General features: G+C 65.6%; 15 protein-coding genes and 1 pseudogene. 9 read left to right on the top strand and 7 right to left on the bottom strand.

The window, feature by feature from the left end:
- Positions 1–10 precede the first annotated feature (10 nt).
- From AC3A6P_RS23270 to AC3A6P_RS23245, 6 genes are all read left to right on the top strand, one after another.
- Positions 11–1078, top strand: coding sequence for a thiolase domain-containing protein (locus AC3A6P_RS23270; protein ID WP_487694206.1), 1068 nt, complete (start codon positions 11–13; stop codon positions 1076–1078).
- Positions 1078–2247 (top strand): thiolase domain-containing protein, encoded by a 1170-nt coding sequence (locus AC3A6P_RS23265; protein ID WP_487694205.1) that lies wholly within the window; start codon positions 1078–1080, stop codon positions 2245–2247. The genes AC3A6P_RS23270 and AC3A6P_RS23265 overlap by 1 nt, the downstream gene beginning before the upstream one ends.
- The gene (locus AC3A6P_RS23260; RefSeq protein WP_487694203.1) at positions 2244–2642 is read left to right on the top strand and encodes a nuclear transport factor 2 family protein; all 399 of its coding nucleotides are present in this window, start codon (positions 2244–2246) and stop codon (positions 2640–2642) included. Before AC3A6P_RS23265 ends, AC3A6P_RS23260 begins: the two co-directional genes overlap by 4 nt.
- 139 nt (positions 2643–2781) lie before the next feature.
- Positions 2782–3429 (top strand): hypothetical protein, encoded by a 648-nt coding sequence (locus AC3A6P_RS23255; protein WP_487694202.1) that lies wholly within the window; start codon positions 2782–2784, stop codon positions 3427–3429.
- Between the two features lie 103 nt (positions 3430–3532).
- Positions 3533–4711 carry a 3-ketosteroid-9-alpha-monooxygenase, oxygenase component gene (locus tag AC3A6P_RS23250; protein ID WP_487694201.1) on the top strand — a complete coding sequence of 393 codons (1179 nt, stop codon included), beginning with the start codon at positions 3533–3535 and terminating at the stop codon, positions 4709–4711.
- The gene (locus tag AC3A6P_RS23245; protein ID WP_487694200.1) at positions 4708–5187 is read left to right on the top strand and encodes a hypothetical protein; all 480 of its coding nucleotides are present in this window, start codon (positions 4708–4710) and stop codon (positions 5185–5187) included. The genes AC3A6P_RS23250 and AC3A6P_RS23245 overlap by 4 nt, the downstream gene beginning before the upstream one ends.
- 8 nt (positions 5188–5195) lie before the next feature.
- Here AC3A6P_RS23245 and AC3A6P_RS23240 read toward each other — a convergent pair whose 3' ends face one another.
- Positions 5196–5987: a phthiotriol/phenolphthiotriol dimycocerosates methyltransferase gene (locus AC3A6P_RS23240; RefSeq protein ID WP_487694382.1), complete on the bottom strand. Its 792-nt coding sequence runs from the start codon at positions 5985–5987 to the stop codon at positions 5196–5198.
- A 170-nt stretch (positions 5988–6157) separates the two neighbouring features.
- Here AC3A6P_RS23240 and AC3A6P_RS23235 point away from each other — a divergent pair, with 170 nt between their 5' ends.
- Positions 6158–6796: a sensor domain-containing protein gene (locus tag AC3A6P_RS23235; RefSeq protein ID WP_487694199.1), complete on the top strand. Its 639-nt coding sequence runs from the start codon at positions 6158–6160 to the stop codon at positions 6794–6796.
- Positions 6797–6805: 9 nt separating this feature from the next.
- On the opposite strand, the gene AC3A6P_RS23230 is transcribed toward AC3A6P_RS23235, so the two are convergent.
- From AC3A6P_RS23230 to AC3A6P_RS23220, 3 genes are read right to left on the bottom strand one after another with little or no spacing between them, the layout of a single operon-like run.
- Positions 6806–7948 carry a sulfotransferase family protein gene (locus tag AC3A6P_RS23230; RefSeq protein WP_487694197.1) on the bottom strand — a complete coding sequence of 381 codons (1143 nt, stop codon included), beginning with the start codon at positions 7946–7948 and terminating at the stop codon, positions 6806–6808.
- 40 nt (positions 7949–7988) lie between these two features.
- Positions 7989–8762 (bottom strand): SDR family oxidoreductase, encoded by a 774-nt coding sequence (locus AC3A6P_RS23225; protein WP_487694381.1) that lies wholly within the window; start codon positions 8760–8762, stop codon positions 7989–7991.
- A gap of 23 nt (positions 8763–8785) precedes the next feature.
- The gene (locus AC3A6P_RS23220; protein ID WP_487694196.1) at positions 8786–9913 is read right to left on the bottom strand and encodes a hypothetical protein; all 1128 of its coding nucleotides are present in this window, start codon (positions 9911–9913) and stop codon (positions 8786–8788) included.
- Positions 9914–10021: 108 nt separating this feature from the next.
- Between AC3A6P_RS23220 and AC3A6P_RS23215 the strand changes: the two genes are divergently transcribed.
- Entirely contained in the window at positions 10022–10924 is a 903-nt protein-coding gene (locus AC3A6P_RS23215; protein WP_487694195.1) for an IclR family transcriptional regulator, read from the top strand.
- Here the strand turns inward: AC3A6P_RS23215 and AC3A6P_RS23210 are convergent.
- On the bottom strand, positions 10917–13025 hold the full coding sequence (locus AC3A6P_RS23210) for a RecQ family ATP-dependent DNA helicase (RefSeq protein WP_487694194.1): 2109 nt from the start codon (positions 13023–13025) through the stop codon (positions 10917–10919). The genes AC3A6P_RS23215 and AC3A6P_RS23210 overlap by 8 nt on opposite strands.
- A gap of 128 nt (positions 13026–13153) precedes the next feature.
- Here AC3A6P_RS23210 and AC3A6P_RS23205 point away from each other — a divergent pair, with 128 nt between their 5' ends.
- The gene (locus tag AC3A6P_RS23205; RefSeq protein ID WP_487694193.1) at positions 13154–14620 is read left to right on the top strand and encodes an alpha/beta hydrolase; all 1467 of its coding nucleotides are present in this window, start codon (positions 13154–13156) and stop codon (positions 14618–14620) included.
- Here the strand turns inward: AC3A6P_RS23205 and trhA are convergent.
- A complete protein-coding gene (trhA, locus tag AC3A6P_RS23200; RefSeq protein ID WP_487694380.1) occupies positions 14617–15303 on the bottom strand; it encodes a PAQR family membrane homeostasis protein TrhA in 687 nt (228 codons plus the stop codon). The two genes, AC3A6P_RS23205 and trhA, sit on opposite strands and share 4 nt — an antisense overlap.
- 195 nt (positions 15304–15498) lie before the next feature.
- Positions 15499–15687, bottom strand: a pseudogene (locus AC3A6P_RS23195) (4-hydroxy-2-oxovalerate aldolase); the annotation flags it as partial.

Raw genomic sequence — 15687 nt, 5'->3', positions numbered from 1 at the left:
GGATACTCCCGTGACTGACATAGCTGTCGTCGGCTTTGCGCACGCGCCCCACGTCCGCCGCACCTTGGGCACCACCAACGGTGTCGAGATGCTCATGCCGTGTTTCGCCACCCTCTACGACGAGCTGGGCCTGAAGCAGACCGATATCGGTTTCTGGTGCTCCGGATCCTCGGATTACCTTGCCGGCCGCGCCTTCTCGTTCATCTCGGCCATCGACTCGATCGGTGCGGTACCGCCGATCAACGAGTCGCACGTGGAGATGGACGCCGCCTGGGCGCTCTACGAGGCCTACATCAAACTGCTGACCGGCGAAGTGGAGACCGCGCTGGTGTACGGGTTCGGCAAGTCGAGCGCGGGCACCCTGCGCCGGGTGCTGGCGCTGCAGACCGACCCCTACACCGTCGCCCCGCTGTGGCCGGATTCGGTGTCGATGGCGGGATTGCAGGCCCGCTTCGGCCTGGACTCCGGCAAATGGACGGCCGAGCAGATGGCCCAGGTGGCCCTGGATTCCTACGCCGCCGGCGGACGCACGGACAACGAGGCGGCGACCGGGACCATCGAGGAACTGTTGAGCCGCCCCTATTTCGCCGATCCTCTGCGCCGTCACGACATCGCACCCATCACCGACGGTGCGGCGGCCATCGTGCTGGCCTCCGGCGATCGGGCCCGCGAACTGCGGGAGAACCCGGCCTGGATCACCGGTATCGAGCATCGCATCGAGACACCGATACTGGGGGCCCGCGATCTGACCACCTCCCCCTCGACCGAGGCGTCGGCCAAAGCGGCCACCGGCGGGGACACCGGATCCATCGATGTCGCCGAGATCTACGCGCCGTTCACCCATCAGCAGCTGATCCTCACCGAGGCGATCGGACTCAACGGCTCCACCAGGATCAACCCCTCCGGCGGCGCCTTGAGTGCCAACCCGATGTTCGTCGCCGGTTTGGAGCGCATCGGCTTTGCCGCCCAACACATCTGGGACGGCAGCGCCCAGCGCACCTTGGCGCACGCGACCAGTGGGCCTGCGCTGCAACAGAATCTGGTGGCCGTGCTCGAGGGAAGGGACGGTAGGAACTGATGGCCGGTCAGAGAGCAGCGGTGCTGGGCACCGGGCAGACGAAGTACGTCGCCAAACGCCTCGACGTGTCGATGGCCGGTTTGGTCCGCGAAGCCATCGATCGGGCGCTGGCCGATTCGGGTCAGACGATGGCCGATATCGACGCCGTGGTCGTCGGCAAGGCGCCGGACTTCTTCGAAGGCGTCATGATGCCCGAGTTGTTCCTCGCCGACGCCGTGGGAGCGACGAACAAGCCGCTGATCCGCGTGCACACCGCCGGTTCGGTGGGCGGTTCCACCGCTGTCGTGGCCGCGTCGCTGGTGCAGTCCGGCAAATACCGCCGGGTGCTGTCGATGGCATGGGAGAAGCAGTCCGAGTCCAACGCCATGTGGGCGCTGTCGATCCCGGTGCCGTTCACCAAACCGGTGGGCGCGGGCGCCGGCGGCTACTTTGCCCCGCACGTACGCGCCTACATCCGCCGCTCGGGAGCCCCGAATCACATCGGGGCCATGGTCGCGGTGAAGGACCGCCTCAACGGCGCCAAGAACCCGTTGGCGCATCTGCACCAGCCCGACATCACGCTGGAGAAGGTGATGTCGTCGCAGATGCTGTGGGACCCCATTCGCTTCGACGAGACCTGCCCCTCCTCGGACGGTGCGGCCGCCATCGTGATCGGCGACGAGCAGGCCGCCGACGCCCGGGTGGCCGACGGGCACCCGGTGGCCTGGGTGCATGCCACCGCGCTGCGTACCGAGCCGCTGGCCTACTCCGGCCGCGATCAGGTGAATCCCCAGGCCGGCCGCGACGCCGCCGCCGCGCTGTGGAAATCGGCCGGCATCACCAGCCCGATCGACGAAATCGACGTCGCCGAGGTGTACGTGCCGTTCTCCTGGTTCGAACCGATGTGGTTGGAGAATCTCGGTTTCGCACCCGAAGGGGAAGGCTGGAAGCTCACCGAGGCCGGCGAGACCGCGATCGGCGGGCGGATTCCGTTCAACCCGTCCGGCGGGGTGCTGAGCTCCAACCCGATCGGCGCGTCAGGCATGATCCGGTTCGCCGAATCGGCCATCCAGGTGATGGGTAAGGCCGGTGAACACCAGGTCGAAGGTGCGCGCAAGGCGCTCGGACATGCGTACGGCGGCGGCTCGCAGTACTACTCCATGTGGGTCGTGTCCTCGGACAAACCATGAGTGCGGTTCATGAGGCGGGCGCCCGCTCACGCGCCGCGGCCGTCGCGCGGGACAAGGACGCCTGGCTGGCACTGTTCGCCGACGACGCCATCGTCGAAGACCCGATCGGGCCGTCGCATTTTGATCCCGAGGGCAAGGGCCACCGGGGTAAGGAGGCCATCGCGGCGTTTTTCGACAAGGCGATCGCGCCCAGTGAGTTGGAGTTCCATTTCGAGGACAGCTTCGTGTGCGGTAACGAGGAGGCCAATGTGGGCTACATCCTCATCACCGCCCAGGGTTACCGGGTCAAGGCCGAAGGCGTGTTCACCTATCGGGTGGACGACGCCGGTCTGATCACCGCCCTGCGGGCCTATTGGGAGTTGCAGCGCGCGGCCGCCACCGCCACCAAAATCTGAGGAACCACGATCTGAGGGTTGTGGTCGGCGTCATTTTGCCGCCCCGCTGAGTGCACCGGTAGCGTCGAAGGTCAGGCCTGTCGCCTAGGCTTTCCCTTGCTCCCCTTTCCCTATTCAGATGGCTTTGACTGATTTTCGTATGCGCACACCTCAGAACCGATACCTCGCCCTGACCGTCGCCTCGGCCGCCGCCCTCAGCGTCGCGCTCGGCGGCTGTACGCCGGCACAGCAATCGTCCACCGGCAGCACCAGCACCACGTCGAGTCCGGCGGTGCCGACCCTGCCGGCGTTCACCCCGACCACCACCACCAGTGCGGCCGAACAACCCGTCGATTACAGCCGGTTCCTGCTGACCGCCGAAGACCTCAGCGACGGGGAAGACACGTTCATACAGCGGTCGTCGACGCCCGATGCCGACGGCACACCCGGCGCCAGCGCGTTCTTCGTCAACGACCAGGACACCCGCGCCATCACCGACACGATCGTCGCCTACCCCGACGCACAAGCCGCCAGTGCTGCGCTGCAACAGGTGGTGGCGGACCCGTCGAAGGTGGTCCGCGGCGGTGAGCCCCAGCCGTTCCCGGTGGGCACCGATGGCACCCTGTTCCGAGGTACCGCACCGGACGGTAGCAAGGATGTGACGCTGCTCGTCTTCACCGAGGGGCGTGCACTGGTCAGGCTCCGATTCGAGAGTGCCACCGGTGACCCCACCACCGATCCGTTCGTGACCAGCGTCGGCAAGATGCAGCAGATCGCGCTGCGGACCGGCCTCGCCGACTCCGAATAACCCACCCGTCACGGGGTATGTCGCAGGTCGTGGCGTTTACATTGCGCGCCACCCGGGAAAAACTGTAACGTGTTCTAGTTAGTGAGCAACGACTGGAGGCGTCATGGCTACCGAGACGGCCGGCATTCGCGAGATCGACACCGGTGCGCTGCCGGACCGCTATGCCCGTGGCTGGCACTGTCTGGGGCCCGTGAAGGACTTCCTGGACGGGAAGCCGCATGGGGTGGAGATCTTCGGAACCATGCTGGTGGTGTTCGCCGATTCTCAGGGCGAACTGAAGATCCTCGACGGCTACTGCCGCCACATGGGCGGAAACCTCTCCCAGGGCACCATCAAAGGTGACGAGGTAGCGTGCCCGTTCCATGACTGGCGCTGGGGCGGCGACGGTAAATGCAAGCTCGTTCCCTACGCCAAACGCACCCCTCGCCTGGCCCGCACCCGCGCCTGGACCACCGACGTACGCGGCGGCCTGCTGTTCGTGTGGCATGACCACGAAGGCAATCCACCGCCGGAGGAGGTGCGGATCCCCGAGATTCCGGAGTTCGCCAGTGACGAGTGGACCGACTGGCGATGGAACACGTTGCTGATCGAGGGCTCCAACTGCCGCGAGATCATCGACAACGTCACCGACATGGCCCATTTCTTCTACATCCACTACGGATTGCCGACGTACTTCAAGAACGTCTTCGAGGGTCACATCGCCTCGCAGTACCTGCACAATGTCGGCCGGCCGGATGTCAACGACCTGGGCACCACCTACGGCGAGGCGCATCTGGATTCCGAGGCGTCGTATTTCGGCCCGTCGTTCATGATCAACTGGCTGCACAACAACTACGGCGGTTACAAAGCCGAATCCATCCTGATCAATTGCCACTACCCGGTGTCCCAAGACTCCTTCGTCCTGCAGTGGGGCGTGATCGTGGAGAAGCCCAAAGGCCTGGACGAGAAGACCACCGACAAACTGGCCCGCGTCTTCACCGAAGGCGTGAGCAAGGGTTTCCTGCAGGACGTCGAGATCTGGAAACACAAGACCCGTATCGACAATCCGCTGCTGGTCGAGGAGGACGGCGCCGTCTACCAGATGCGCCGCTGGTATCAGCAGTTCTATGTCGACGCCGCCGATGTCACCTCGGATATGACCGACCGCTTCGAGATCGAGGTGGACACCACGGCCGCCAACGAGAAGTGGAACGTCGAGGTCGCCGAGAATCTGAAACGGCAGGAAGCCGACAAGGAGCAGGCACCCGCATCACAAACTCCTGAGGAGCAGCCGGCGCGATGACCCTGCGCGACGAGCGAACCACACCGCCGGACGTGGACCGGTTGGCGCGCTCGATGCTGCTCCTGCTCGGAGAGGGTCACGACGAGTCCGACGACGACCGTCCCGAGGTCGACGGGCGCGGTGGCGGGTCCTGGCGCAAAGCACCGGACTTCGCCTCCGACCCGGACCGGGCGGCCGCAGTGCGCGAAGCCAGCCTCCAGGACCGCGAACGGTATCTCAGTTCAGGCCTGACGCCGGTGGACTGCCGGTTCTGTCACGCCACCGTAGCGGTGAAGAAGCTTGGTCCGGGACACACTGCGGTGCAGTGGAATTCGGAGGCATCTCAGCGATGCGCGGTGTTCGCCGAGTTACGCGCCGAAGGCGGGAACAGCTCCCGTAGCCGTAACTGTCCGCGACTGGCCGACAGCATCAAGCACGCCGTGGCCGAGGGCTGCCTGGAGGAGGTCTCCAGCGCGCCCTCGCCCGGCGACGGCTAGCGTGTGTTTCAGTCTTTGACGAAATCGAACACCCGGTAGACCAGCTCGCCCTTCTCCACCGACTGGTGCAGCTTCTGTCCCTGCACCCCACTGATATCGCGGAAGATCTTCCGCAGCGGCTTCGGGGCGTGTTTGGCGATCAACTCGGTGTGCCGCGCCGAGTTCTTCTCCAGACCCCGCTGGACCTCGGTGATGATGTCGGCGCGGGAAAGCTCGCGCAGCGGTGAGGCCGCCATGTCCGCTTCCCACTGGGCAATCTGGTCGTGGCCGCGCAGATCGGCGTACAGGAAGTGCCCTCCGGGTCTCAGCACGCGCGCGACCTCGGACAGGAACACCGAGAAATGTGGATAGAGATGAGCCGCCTCGACATTGATGACGGCGTCGAAGGATCCGTCGGGAAACGGCAGCTTCTCGGCGTCGCCGTGCACGAACTTCAGACCGGGCAGCGGGTGGCGCTGACGGCAGTACTCGATGCCGGCCGGATTGAGATCGAGACCCGTGTAGCTCTTGGTCTTGAGGTACCGCGAGATGTAGGACGCGGCGCCGCCGTGGCCGCAGCTGACTTCCAGGACGTCCTTGCCCTCGAGATCCATCTGCGCCGCGGTCCGGTGGTACAGCTGGATCGAGTGTCGATCGATCTCGTCTCCGGGCTCCAGCGGGATTGCCATCGGCGGATCTTCTTCGTACCCCCAGTTGAGGAAATGCGCCTCGTCGTCACCGAGTCGCTTCGTCATGATGCGGTACCCGTAGCTGGAGATGAGTTTGCCGAAATGCCGGTGCGTCATTCCGACGAACCCCATCAGCCAGTCTTGATGGCGGCGTTGTTTGGTGATGTTCCCCATGGCAACGATTCAAACAGAGCAAACCGGATCTGTACGACCTAAAGCCCGTCCACCGCTCGGTTTAGTTGCCAAGTCAATAAAAATGCCTCGCGGTCCCCAGTGCGTCGCCTGATCCCTACACTGTCGACGTGGGCAAACAGGCTCTGATGGTCGCGCTGTGCATCGCACTCGTCGGCTGTACAAAAGTGGTGGACCCGCCGCAGGCACTGCCCGGCATTCCCGTCGCGCCCATCCCGGCCGGCCAGGTCGCGGACCTGATGAGCAAAAACGTCGAAGAACAGGACGGAAACCTGTTCGTGAGTGTCGAGCCCGCCCGCTGTAGCGGTGTGGCACAAGAAGTCGACGCTCCGTTCATCTTCGACCACAACCCGGCCGCGCACGACGGCGGCCATTGGGTGCAGGCCGGCAATCCGCAGATCTTCGTCGAGGAGATCGTCGGGGTGTTCCGCGCCAACTTCGACGCCGAAGCCGCACTCGCCGACGCCCGGCGCATCATCGAGTCATGCCAGGGCGTCACCTTCACCGTCACCAGCATGACCGACCGCTCATATGACTTCCGGCTGCTGCCACCGCGGGAATCCGGCTCGCCGGACATCGTACTGTGGTCTTTCACCAGCCCGGACTGGGCGTGCGACAACGCCTTTGTGGCGGCCCACAACGCGGCGATCGAAATCACCACCTGCGCCGAGGCAAACGGCTACGACGTGACAGCGCTGGCCGAGGATGCCCTCAAACGTATTGAGGCGCTGGCCAATACGGTGGCCTGATGTCGACGCTCACAGTCCGGCGAAGCGTTGTTTCACCTCGTCGTCGGTCAACCCGTAATCGGCCAACGAGTACGTGTGCTTCGGCGCACGGGGGCCCTTCTTGCTTTCCTCGTGTGTCGCGACCATCGCCTGCCGGGCAGCGTCGGTGAACTCGATACCGAACGCGCGGTAGATATCGTCGACCACACTGATGGGATCCTTGATCAGCGCGAAGTAGTCGAGATCGTAGAACTGAGCGGGATCGTGCTTGGCACGTTCGGCGTTGAACAACTCCAGCCCCCGCGACCAGGTCTCCATCGAATCGGCCCCGATGACATCACCGAAGAATGTGTTCGACCAGCCCTCGGTGGTGTGCTCGGCCAAGGAACACATCGATGCCATGATGGTCTCAGCGGGCCGATGACACTGCACCACAAGGGCATCTGGATACGTGGCGAACAGGGCATCGAGCGCGAACAGGTGGCTGGGGTTCTTCAGCACCCAGCGCTTGTCGCGGTCGTTGAGTCCGATCAGCTGCAGGTTCTTGCGATGCCGCTGATACGGCTTGGTCCAGTCCTGACGCGCCAGCCACTGCGAATAGGTCGGCAGATGTGCCAGCGTCTCGTAGGAGACCGAGTGCAGGGACTGACGCAGCAACTGCCAGCACTCCTCCACTTCGTCGGCGGTCATGTAATGCAAACCGGTGTAGTCCGGGTTCTCCTCGTGCGCCTTGGTGAACTGCGCGTCCAGCTGCTGGAAAACCGGGTTCTCTGACCAGGTTTCACGCGGTGGCCGCGGTTGCGGAAACTCCGCCAGCCATAGTTCTAGCCCTTGGTGACGAGGATCGGCCGCCAGCAGCCGGTGCACGGCCGTGGTGCCCGTGCGGGGCAGGCCGGTGACGAAGATCGGGCGCTCGATGGCGACCTCGGAGTGTTCGGGGTGTTGTTTGAACGCGGCCTCGGACACCAGCCGCGCCACCAGTGCGTTGCGGACGAAGAAGCGTTGCATCTTGCTGCCCAGTTCGGTGAGATCGGCATCGCGTTGGTAAGACTCCAGGAGCACCCCCAGCGCTTCGCGATAGTTGTCGTCGTCGGCGCCGAAATCGTCGAGCCCGCAGGCTTTGACGGCCGATGCATGGAGATCTTCGACCGTGCCGACGTTGGTTCGGGTCATCGTCGCCCCTCGCTCGCTCGATCCTCACTCAGTCCCACCGTCATGCCTTGTACTCCCCGCAGTTGACGTCCAGGGCCTGCCCGGTGATGCCGCTGGACAGATCGCTGGCCATGAACAGGATGGCCGAGGCCACCTCATCCTCGGTGGGCAGCCGTTTGAGGTCGGACGCCGCCGCGGTGGCCTTGTAGATCTCGTCCACCGTGGTGCCGTATTTGCCGGCCTGGTGGGTGAAGTAGCTTTCCAAGGTTCCACCCCAGATATAGCCGGGGAGAATGGAATTCACGCGGATGCCCTGGTCGCCGAGTTCGGTGGCCAGCGACTGGGACATCGCCAGTAGAGCCGACTTGGCCATCTTGTAGGCACCGTACTTGGCCTGGGAGTGGCGCACCACCATCGAGTTGACGTTGACCACCGAACCAGTGGCCTCGGCGAGAGCGGGGGTGAAACCCTGGATCAGCCGCAAGGCACCGAAGACCGTGAGTTCGATGGCCTCACGCATGTGCTCGAACGTGGTGTTCGCGAGGGGTTTCATGGACGGCACCCGGAACGCGTTGTTGATCAACACATCCACCTTGCCGTAGGCCTCGAGAGACTCCTCGACCAGGTTGGCCACCTGGGCTTCGTCGGTGATATCGGTGCCCACGGTCACCGCTCGCCTCCCAAGACCGGTGACCGTCTTGGCGACGTCGTCCAGTCGCTCGACGGTGCGCGCAGCGAGCACCAGGTCCGCGCCCTCTTCCGCGCAGCGCCGTGCCAGCGTCGTGCCCAGCGCCGGACCGACGCCGCTGATCACCACCACCTTGCCTGCCAGCAGGTTGTTGTGCGTACCGGTCACGGCTAGCCCACCATCCTCTCGCCGATCTGTTTTTGGCGCAGGGCGATCCGCTGGCGCCAATCCTGTTCGGAGATCTTGTTCGTGTCGTGGTACGGCAGCACTTCGGCGATCCGGTCGATATCGACGATCTCCGCGGTGGGTCCGTCGGCCTCGGTGAGCTCACGCGAAACCCGCTGCCAACGGAACTGCAGATAGCCCTTGCGGTGCCCCAGCGTCTCGCACCAGTTCGTCACCCCCGGGTTGATGTCGGAGACCACGATTCGGATCTTGCCGTCCGGATCCGCCTGTGCCTGAGTGCCGTTGAGAGAAGTCTGATGGTTGATGTAGTCCAACGAGATGTACCACAGGCTGCCCAGCTGGAAGCCGAGATACGGCGCGTCGGTGACCGGCAGGGTGATGACCATCGCCTGCTGCGGGTCCAGGTCGTAAGGCCCCACCGACGAATACTGGGTGGCCAGTCCTCCGGGTGTGAGCCGCGGCGCCACCAGGGTGTTCACCGGCAGGTTGTTGTAGAACCACTGCGGGAACTGCAGCCACGTCTTGACCCGCTGCACCAGCTGCTTACCTGCCACGGCGTACCGCTTCTCGATGATCTCGCGGGTCAGCGGTGGAGGCGCGGTGCCTGCGGTGTCGGTACGCGCGATCGCGAAGGAGCCGCGTTGCGCCGACCAATCGTTGTAGACCTCGCGGATCACCAACTGTGACGGCACTTCTGGGGTGAACCTCCACTCGAAGGTACCGTCGGGCGCGATGTCGAGCTTGCGGTCGTCGAAGGCCGTCTCGCTGTCGGGTACCACTTCGTCGGTGTATTCGCCTCCCAGCAATTGGAAGCTGACATCGGTGGTGGTACCGCGCTTGCCGGTGACGACATACTCGTGACCGGGCTGTACGCGGGTGCCGAAATACATGGTGTCGGGATTGTCCAGACCCATTTTGGTGAACGGGCCCGTGCCGCTGTGCAGAAAAGGATGATCGCGGTCGTAGTCGAAGGCGACGTGCGTGCACGCGGCGATACAGCCGGCGAGATACTGCAGTCCTTCCAGCAGGTCGGCCTCGGATTCGATGAACGGCGCTGCTGCCACCAACTTCTCCGCCTCACCGATGGCCTCGATCAGGGGCTGCGAGTACATGCAGTTACCGTCCTCTCGGTCCATTATTCGACCGCGCTGGTAGAGTTTCCGACTGCAGATTAGAACGTGTTCTAGTTCGCGTCAACGCCGCCGTCACAGAGGACCGAGATGACCGACACGAGCGGGCGCGCTTCGCCGCCCACCGGGCGCGTCGTCGCCGTGCTCGAGTTCCTGGCCCGCCACCCGCACGACCAGTTCGGGCTGTCCGAGCTGGCGCGGCGGCTCGGGCTGAGCAAGCCGACGTGCCTCGGGATCATTACCACGTTGACCGAGTGCGGTTATCTGATCCGCGACGCCACCGACAAGACCTACCGACTGGGACCCGCACTGATCGCGCTCGGCCACATCGCCCAGGAGTCCATGCGGGTCAACCCCGCCGCGCGCGAAGCCTTGCGCGCCCTGTCCCAGGACTACGACACCACCGCCGCTCTGTCTGCCGTCGTCGATGATCGGATCACCCTGTTGGAAATGGTGGCCCCGCCGGGTGTCCGCACCGCGGTTCAGGTGGGCCAGAGCTATCCGTTCGCCCCGCCGGTGGGTCTGATGTTCGTGCTGTGGGATGACAAAGCCCTCAGGGCGTGGTTGGCCCGCACCCCCACCATTCCGCTGCGCACCGACAGCCACCGGCTCGAGCGGGTGGTCGCCGAATGCCGCACCGCAGGTTATCTGGTGGAACTGCTGACCCCCGGCGGCCGCCGGCTCTACGCATTGATGGCAGGCATGTCCTCCACCCTGCCCGACGAACTACGGGCACTGCTGGGCGAGATGATCTCCGATATCGGTGAGCGGGTCTATCTGCGCGACGAGGCGGGTGTCTCCAGAGCGCAGCGGCACGATGTCGGCGTCATCTCCGCACCGGTGTTCGACCATCACGGCAGACAGGCGATGGTGGTGTCACTGCAGATCGGACGTGCCCTGACCGATGCCGAGATCACCCGGCACGCCAGAGGTTTGATGAGAACCGCCGCGGCGCTGACCACTGCGCTCGGCGGCCACACCCCCGTCAGCTGACGGCGGCCAAGGCGAACGGCAACACCGCTGGGGCCCCGGCACGGCGCACGACGCGGGCCGCCATGGTCAGGGTCCAGCCGCTGTCGGTCACATCGTCGACCAGCAGAACCGGGCCGGCGATGTCACCCAACTCGGGAGGACTCCACGAATCATGAAGCGCCGCCACCCGGTACGCGGAGTTCGCGGCGGTGACCGGGCGCCGGTCCGGCGCGTACCGCAGGGTCCCCAGGTTGGCCAGTCTGCCGAGCTCGGACAGTCGGGCCACCATCGACGTGATCAGGATGGGGTGCCGCGCAGAATCCAACCCCATCACCGCCACCGGCCGCGTGTCCCAGTCCCACGCGGCCAAGACGTCGACCGCGGCGCGCACCATCACCTCGGGCACGGGGGCGTCGTCCTCGTCGAGCAGTCGGCGCAGGCGCTCGCCCCAGCCCAGATCGGTCAGGCGGCCGATGACCCGTCCGGGTTCCGGACCATCGGTGATCCGGCCGTTCAACTGGACGCCGATCTTGCCCAGCCCCGTCGGCCACTGCTTGCGCGGCGTGATCTCCACACCGGGGCGAAGCAACCGCGACTGGGTGTCGGCGACGGCGGTGTCGTCCACGTCCGCGGTGAAGGTGGGCCCGGCACAGTTGTCACAGCGCCCACACCGCTCGTCGGCAGCCAGCTCGGGGTCATCGAGTTGGTTGCGCAGGAAGGACATTCGGCAGCCGGTGGTCGACTGGTAGTCGAGCATGGCTTGTTGCTCACGCCGCCGGGCCTCCTCGAGTGTGCGGTAGCGCTGCTCGTCGTAGGACCAGGGCTCACCGGTGCTGATCCAGCCGCCTTTGACCCGGCGTACCGCACCGTCGACATCGAGCACCTTGAGCACCATCTCCAGTCGGGTGCGCCCGAGATCCACCAGTGGCTCCAGGGCCGGGGTGGATTGCGGCCGGTCGGTATCCAGTGCATGAATTACGTTGCGTACCATGGCTTCCGAGGGGAAGGCCACCGAGGCGAAGTAGCGCCACACGTCCTGGTCCTCACGGCCGGGCAGCAGGATCACCTCGGCGCTGTCAGTGGACCGGCCGGCACGGCCGACCTGCTGGTAGTAGGCGATGGGCGAGGAGGGCGCCCCCAGGTGCACGACGAATCCGAGATCGGGTTTGTCGAAGCCCATACCAAGAGCCGAGGTGGCAACCAGTGCCTTGACCCGGTTGGCCAACAGATCAGCCTCGAGTTGTTCGCGTTCGGCGGTCTCGGTGCCGCCGGTGTAGGCGGCCACCTGATACCCGCGCTCGCGCAGCAGAGTGGCCACATCGTGGGTCTGCGCCACGGTGAGGGTGTAGATGATGCCCGACCCCGGCAGCGAATCGAGCTGCGCGGCAATCCATGCCGCGCGTTGGGCACCGCCGCCGGCCTGTACCACCGACAGTCGCAGGGACTGACGGTCCAGCCCGCCGCGCAACACCACCGTGTCACGGCCACCCACTCCCAGCTGATCCGCGATATCGGTGACCACGCGGTCGTTGGCGGTGGCGGTGGTGGCCAGCACCGGGATGTCGCTGCCCAGTTCGCCGATCAGGGTCCGGATCCGTCGGTAGTCAGGACGGAAGTCGTGGCCCCAATCAGACACACAGTGCGCCTCGTCGATCACCACCAGTCCGGCATCGGCGGCCAGTGCCGGCAGAACGTTGTCACGGAAGTCGGGGTTGTTCAGCCGTTCTGGGCTGACCAGCAGCACGTCCAAGTCGCCGCTCTTGACCTGTTGGTGGATCTCGTCCCAGTCCGTCACATTGCTGGAGTTGATGGTGGCCGCCCGCACCCCGGCCCGCTCGGCGGCACCCACTTGGTTACGCATCAGCGCCAGCAGCGGCGAGACGATGACGGTGGGCCCGTGCCCGCCGGCGCGCAGCAGTTTCGCGGCGATGAAGTACACCGCCGATTTGCCCCACCCGGTGCGTTGGACCACGAGCGCCTGTTTGCGCTGGACCACCAGAGCCTCGATGGCGGTCCACTGGTCGTCGCGCAGGACGGCGCCGGAACCGGCCAGCTGTTCCAGCAGGGCTTGTGCATCGTGTCGGGTCGCGACGGGCGAGCGAAGCGACGGGGAATCAACCATGCCCCCAAGGATGCCCGCTGACTGTGACAGGGTTACAGATTGCCTTCCAGATGTCTCGCGAATTCTGCGAACCCGGCCCGCCGCCGTACGACATCGGCTATATCTGGCAAATGCACATACGGGGGTTTGTGGGTGGGGTCGGAGGGCTGGCGGTCGCTCTCGGCATCGGATCGGCGGTCACACTGGGCTGGGGCTGCAGCGTCGCCGGGGCGGATGCGCCGGAGCGTTCTTCGTCGTCGTCTCGGACGTCAGCCGAGCGTGCGGATGGCCCAACCCAGCAACGGCGCAGCGCCGACCGGCACACGCAGAAGCAACCCGACGAGGGCTCTCCGACGACACGGAAGAAAGGCCGCGCCGCCGACACCCAGCAAACTGACGAGGACACTGCCGAATCCCGTACACCCCGGGCGCAACGGATGTCGTCGACGCCGGACCCGAGAACGACGGTGCGCGCGTCGCAGACCAAGGCAGACACCGATGCCGCCTCAGTGGACCGCAGGCCTTCGCCGACCGAGAACGCGATCGCCGTCGGGGTACTCGCGTACGCCGGCCGTGAACTCGAGCGGGCACGACGGATGCCGGAGAAGTCAGAGCCGGCAACCCCGGTGGGCCTGGCGCCGGGCATCGTGGTTCCGCCGTCACTCACCGATCATCACGAGGTCACCGGCCCGCCGTCGCTGGTCGACCAGATCACTGTCCTGGGCCTGCAGGTCTTGCGTTCGGTCTCCGAGATGATCGGCATCGATCTGGTGATGAAGAGCGGTGAGGCGATCCTGTCGCCGAGACCGCCGTGGTTCACCACCCTCGGACTCGACGTGGACAGGTCCGAACACGAAGGGCAAGACGTCTGGACCATCACACCGCCGAAGCCGACCGGCGAGGTGGTGGTGGCTGCCCACGGCAGCGGATTCATGTATCCGCCCAACATCATTCACTGGCTGGACTACACCCAGATGGCCCGGCAGACGGGCGCCACCGTGATCGTGCCCAGGTACCCGCTGATTCCCGACGGCGGCACCGCCGCCAACAGCGTTCCGCCCATGGCCGACTTCATCGCGGCCCAGGTCCGGCTACACGGTGCCGACCAGGTGAGTGTGTACGCCGATTCGGCCGGCGGCACGCTGGCGATGCTCGCGGTGCAGAAAATCGTGCGGGACTGCAACAGTGACTCGACGTGCCTGGCGGACAGTGTGCCGTCGCGCATGGTGCTCGTGTCCGCGAGTCTCAGCGGGCCCGAGATCTACACCGATCCCAACGTCGTGCTGGTCAGGGACCCGGTGTCACCCATCCCGGACCCCGGTGACTTCGATGAATGGAACGCAGGCGATCCGCTGCTGTCAAACCCGATGCTCGGACCGACAGTGGGCATGCCGCCGGCCACGGTGTACATCGGCACCCGGGAGATCGGCGCACCCGGTGTCCTGGCCTACGGAGACCACCTTCTGACCGAGAATCCGGACGCCGCCTTCCACGTCGTCATCGGGATGGGGCAGATCCACGACTGGGCACAGGGCGGGGGTCTGCCGTTGAACTCGCAGACCGCCCTCTACCGGGATGATGTCTACCGTCAGCTCGGCATCGTCGACCGGCTCTAGTGCACCACCAGCCAGATCGCGACGAAGTGGCAGGCTGCTGCCGCGGCGGTGAACGCATGGAAGAACTCGTGATGCCCGAATGTCGTGGGCCAGGGATTCGGCCAGCGCGTGCCGTAGAGAACCGCGCCGATGTTGTAGAGCACACCGCCGGCGGCGAGTAACGCGACGACGGTGACGCCTGCACCGTCGAGCAGCGTCTCGGCGAACCAGATTGCCACGTAACCCAGTAGCAGGTACAGCGGTACTCCGACCCACCGCGGGGCAGACGGCCAGCACATCTTCAGGGCGACGCCGGCCGCGGCTCCGGTCCACACGATGGTCAACACCTCCGCGCCGACGGGCGCCGGCATGGCCAGGACCGCAAGCGGTGTGTAACTGGCCGCGATGAAGACGAAGATCGCCGAGTGGTCCAGGCGCATCATCCACTTCTCGGCCAGCGGCGAGCCCCAGCGGACCCGGTGGTAGGTGGCACTGATGGTGAACATCGCCACGATGGCGGCGACGTACACCGACGCGGCCCATCCGGCCTGCGGGGAGGCGGCGAACCAGGCGACCTGGATCAGCGCCGCACCTGCGACGACGGCGACGACGGCCGCGCACAGGTGGATCCAGCCGCGGGCACGGGGTGTGCTGACGAGCTCGGCGACGGCTGCGGCTCCGCTTGCCGTGGTTACGTTGCTCAGGTGGCCTCCGTCGTAGTGAGCGGCCCGGACCTTGCGCGCGCAAGCGGAACACTAGCCGGGTGAACAGGCGCCATGCCGGCTATGGGGCTGCGGCACGGTGAATGTCACCGGAACGTGAGGTTTCGCCGGCTCGCCGAACGGGGGCAGGTCGTACCCGTCAGTGCCCTCCGCTCGGCCGTGTCAGCTCCCACCCGTTCAGGTGGCCGCTTCCATCTCGCGCTTGATCTCGAGCGCGATGTCGATGAGTTGGTCTTCCTGACCACCGATGAGTTTGCGCTGGCCGGCACGGTGCAGCAGCTTGTGTGCCGGCACGCCGTAGCGTTCGGATTGGCGGATGGCGTGTTTGAGGAAGCTGGAGTACACCCCGGAATAGCCCATGATCAG

This window comes from Mycobacterium sp. Soil_C_30 (assembly GCF_057656995.1).
This window is presented reverse-complemented; position numbering and strand designations above follow the sequence as displayed.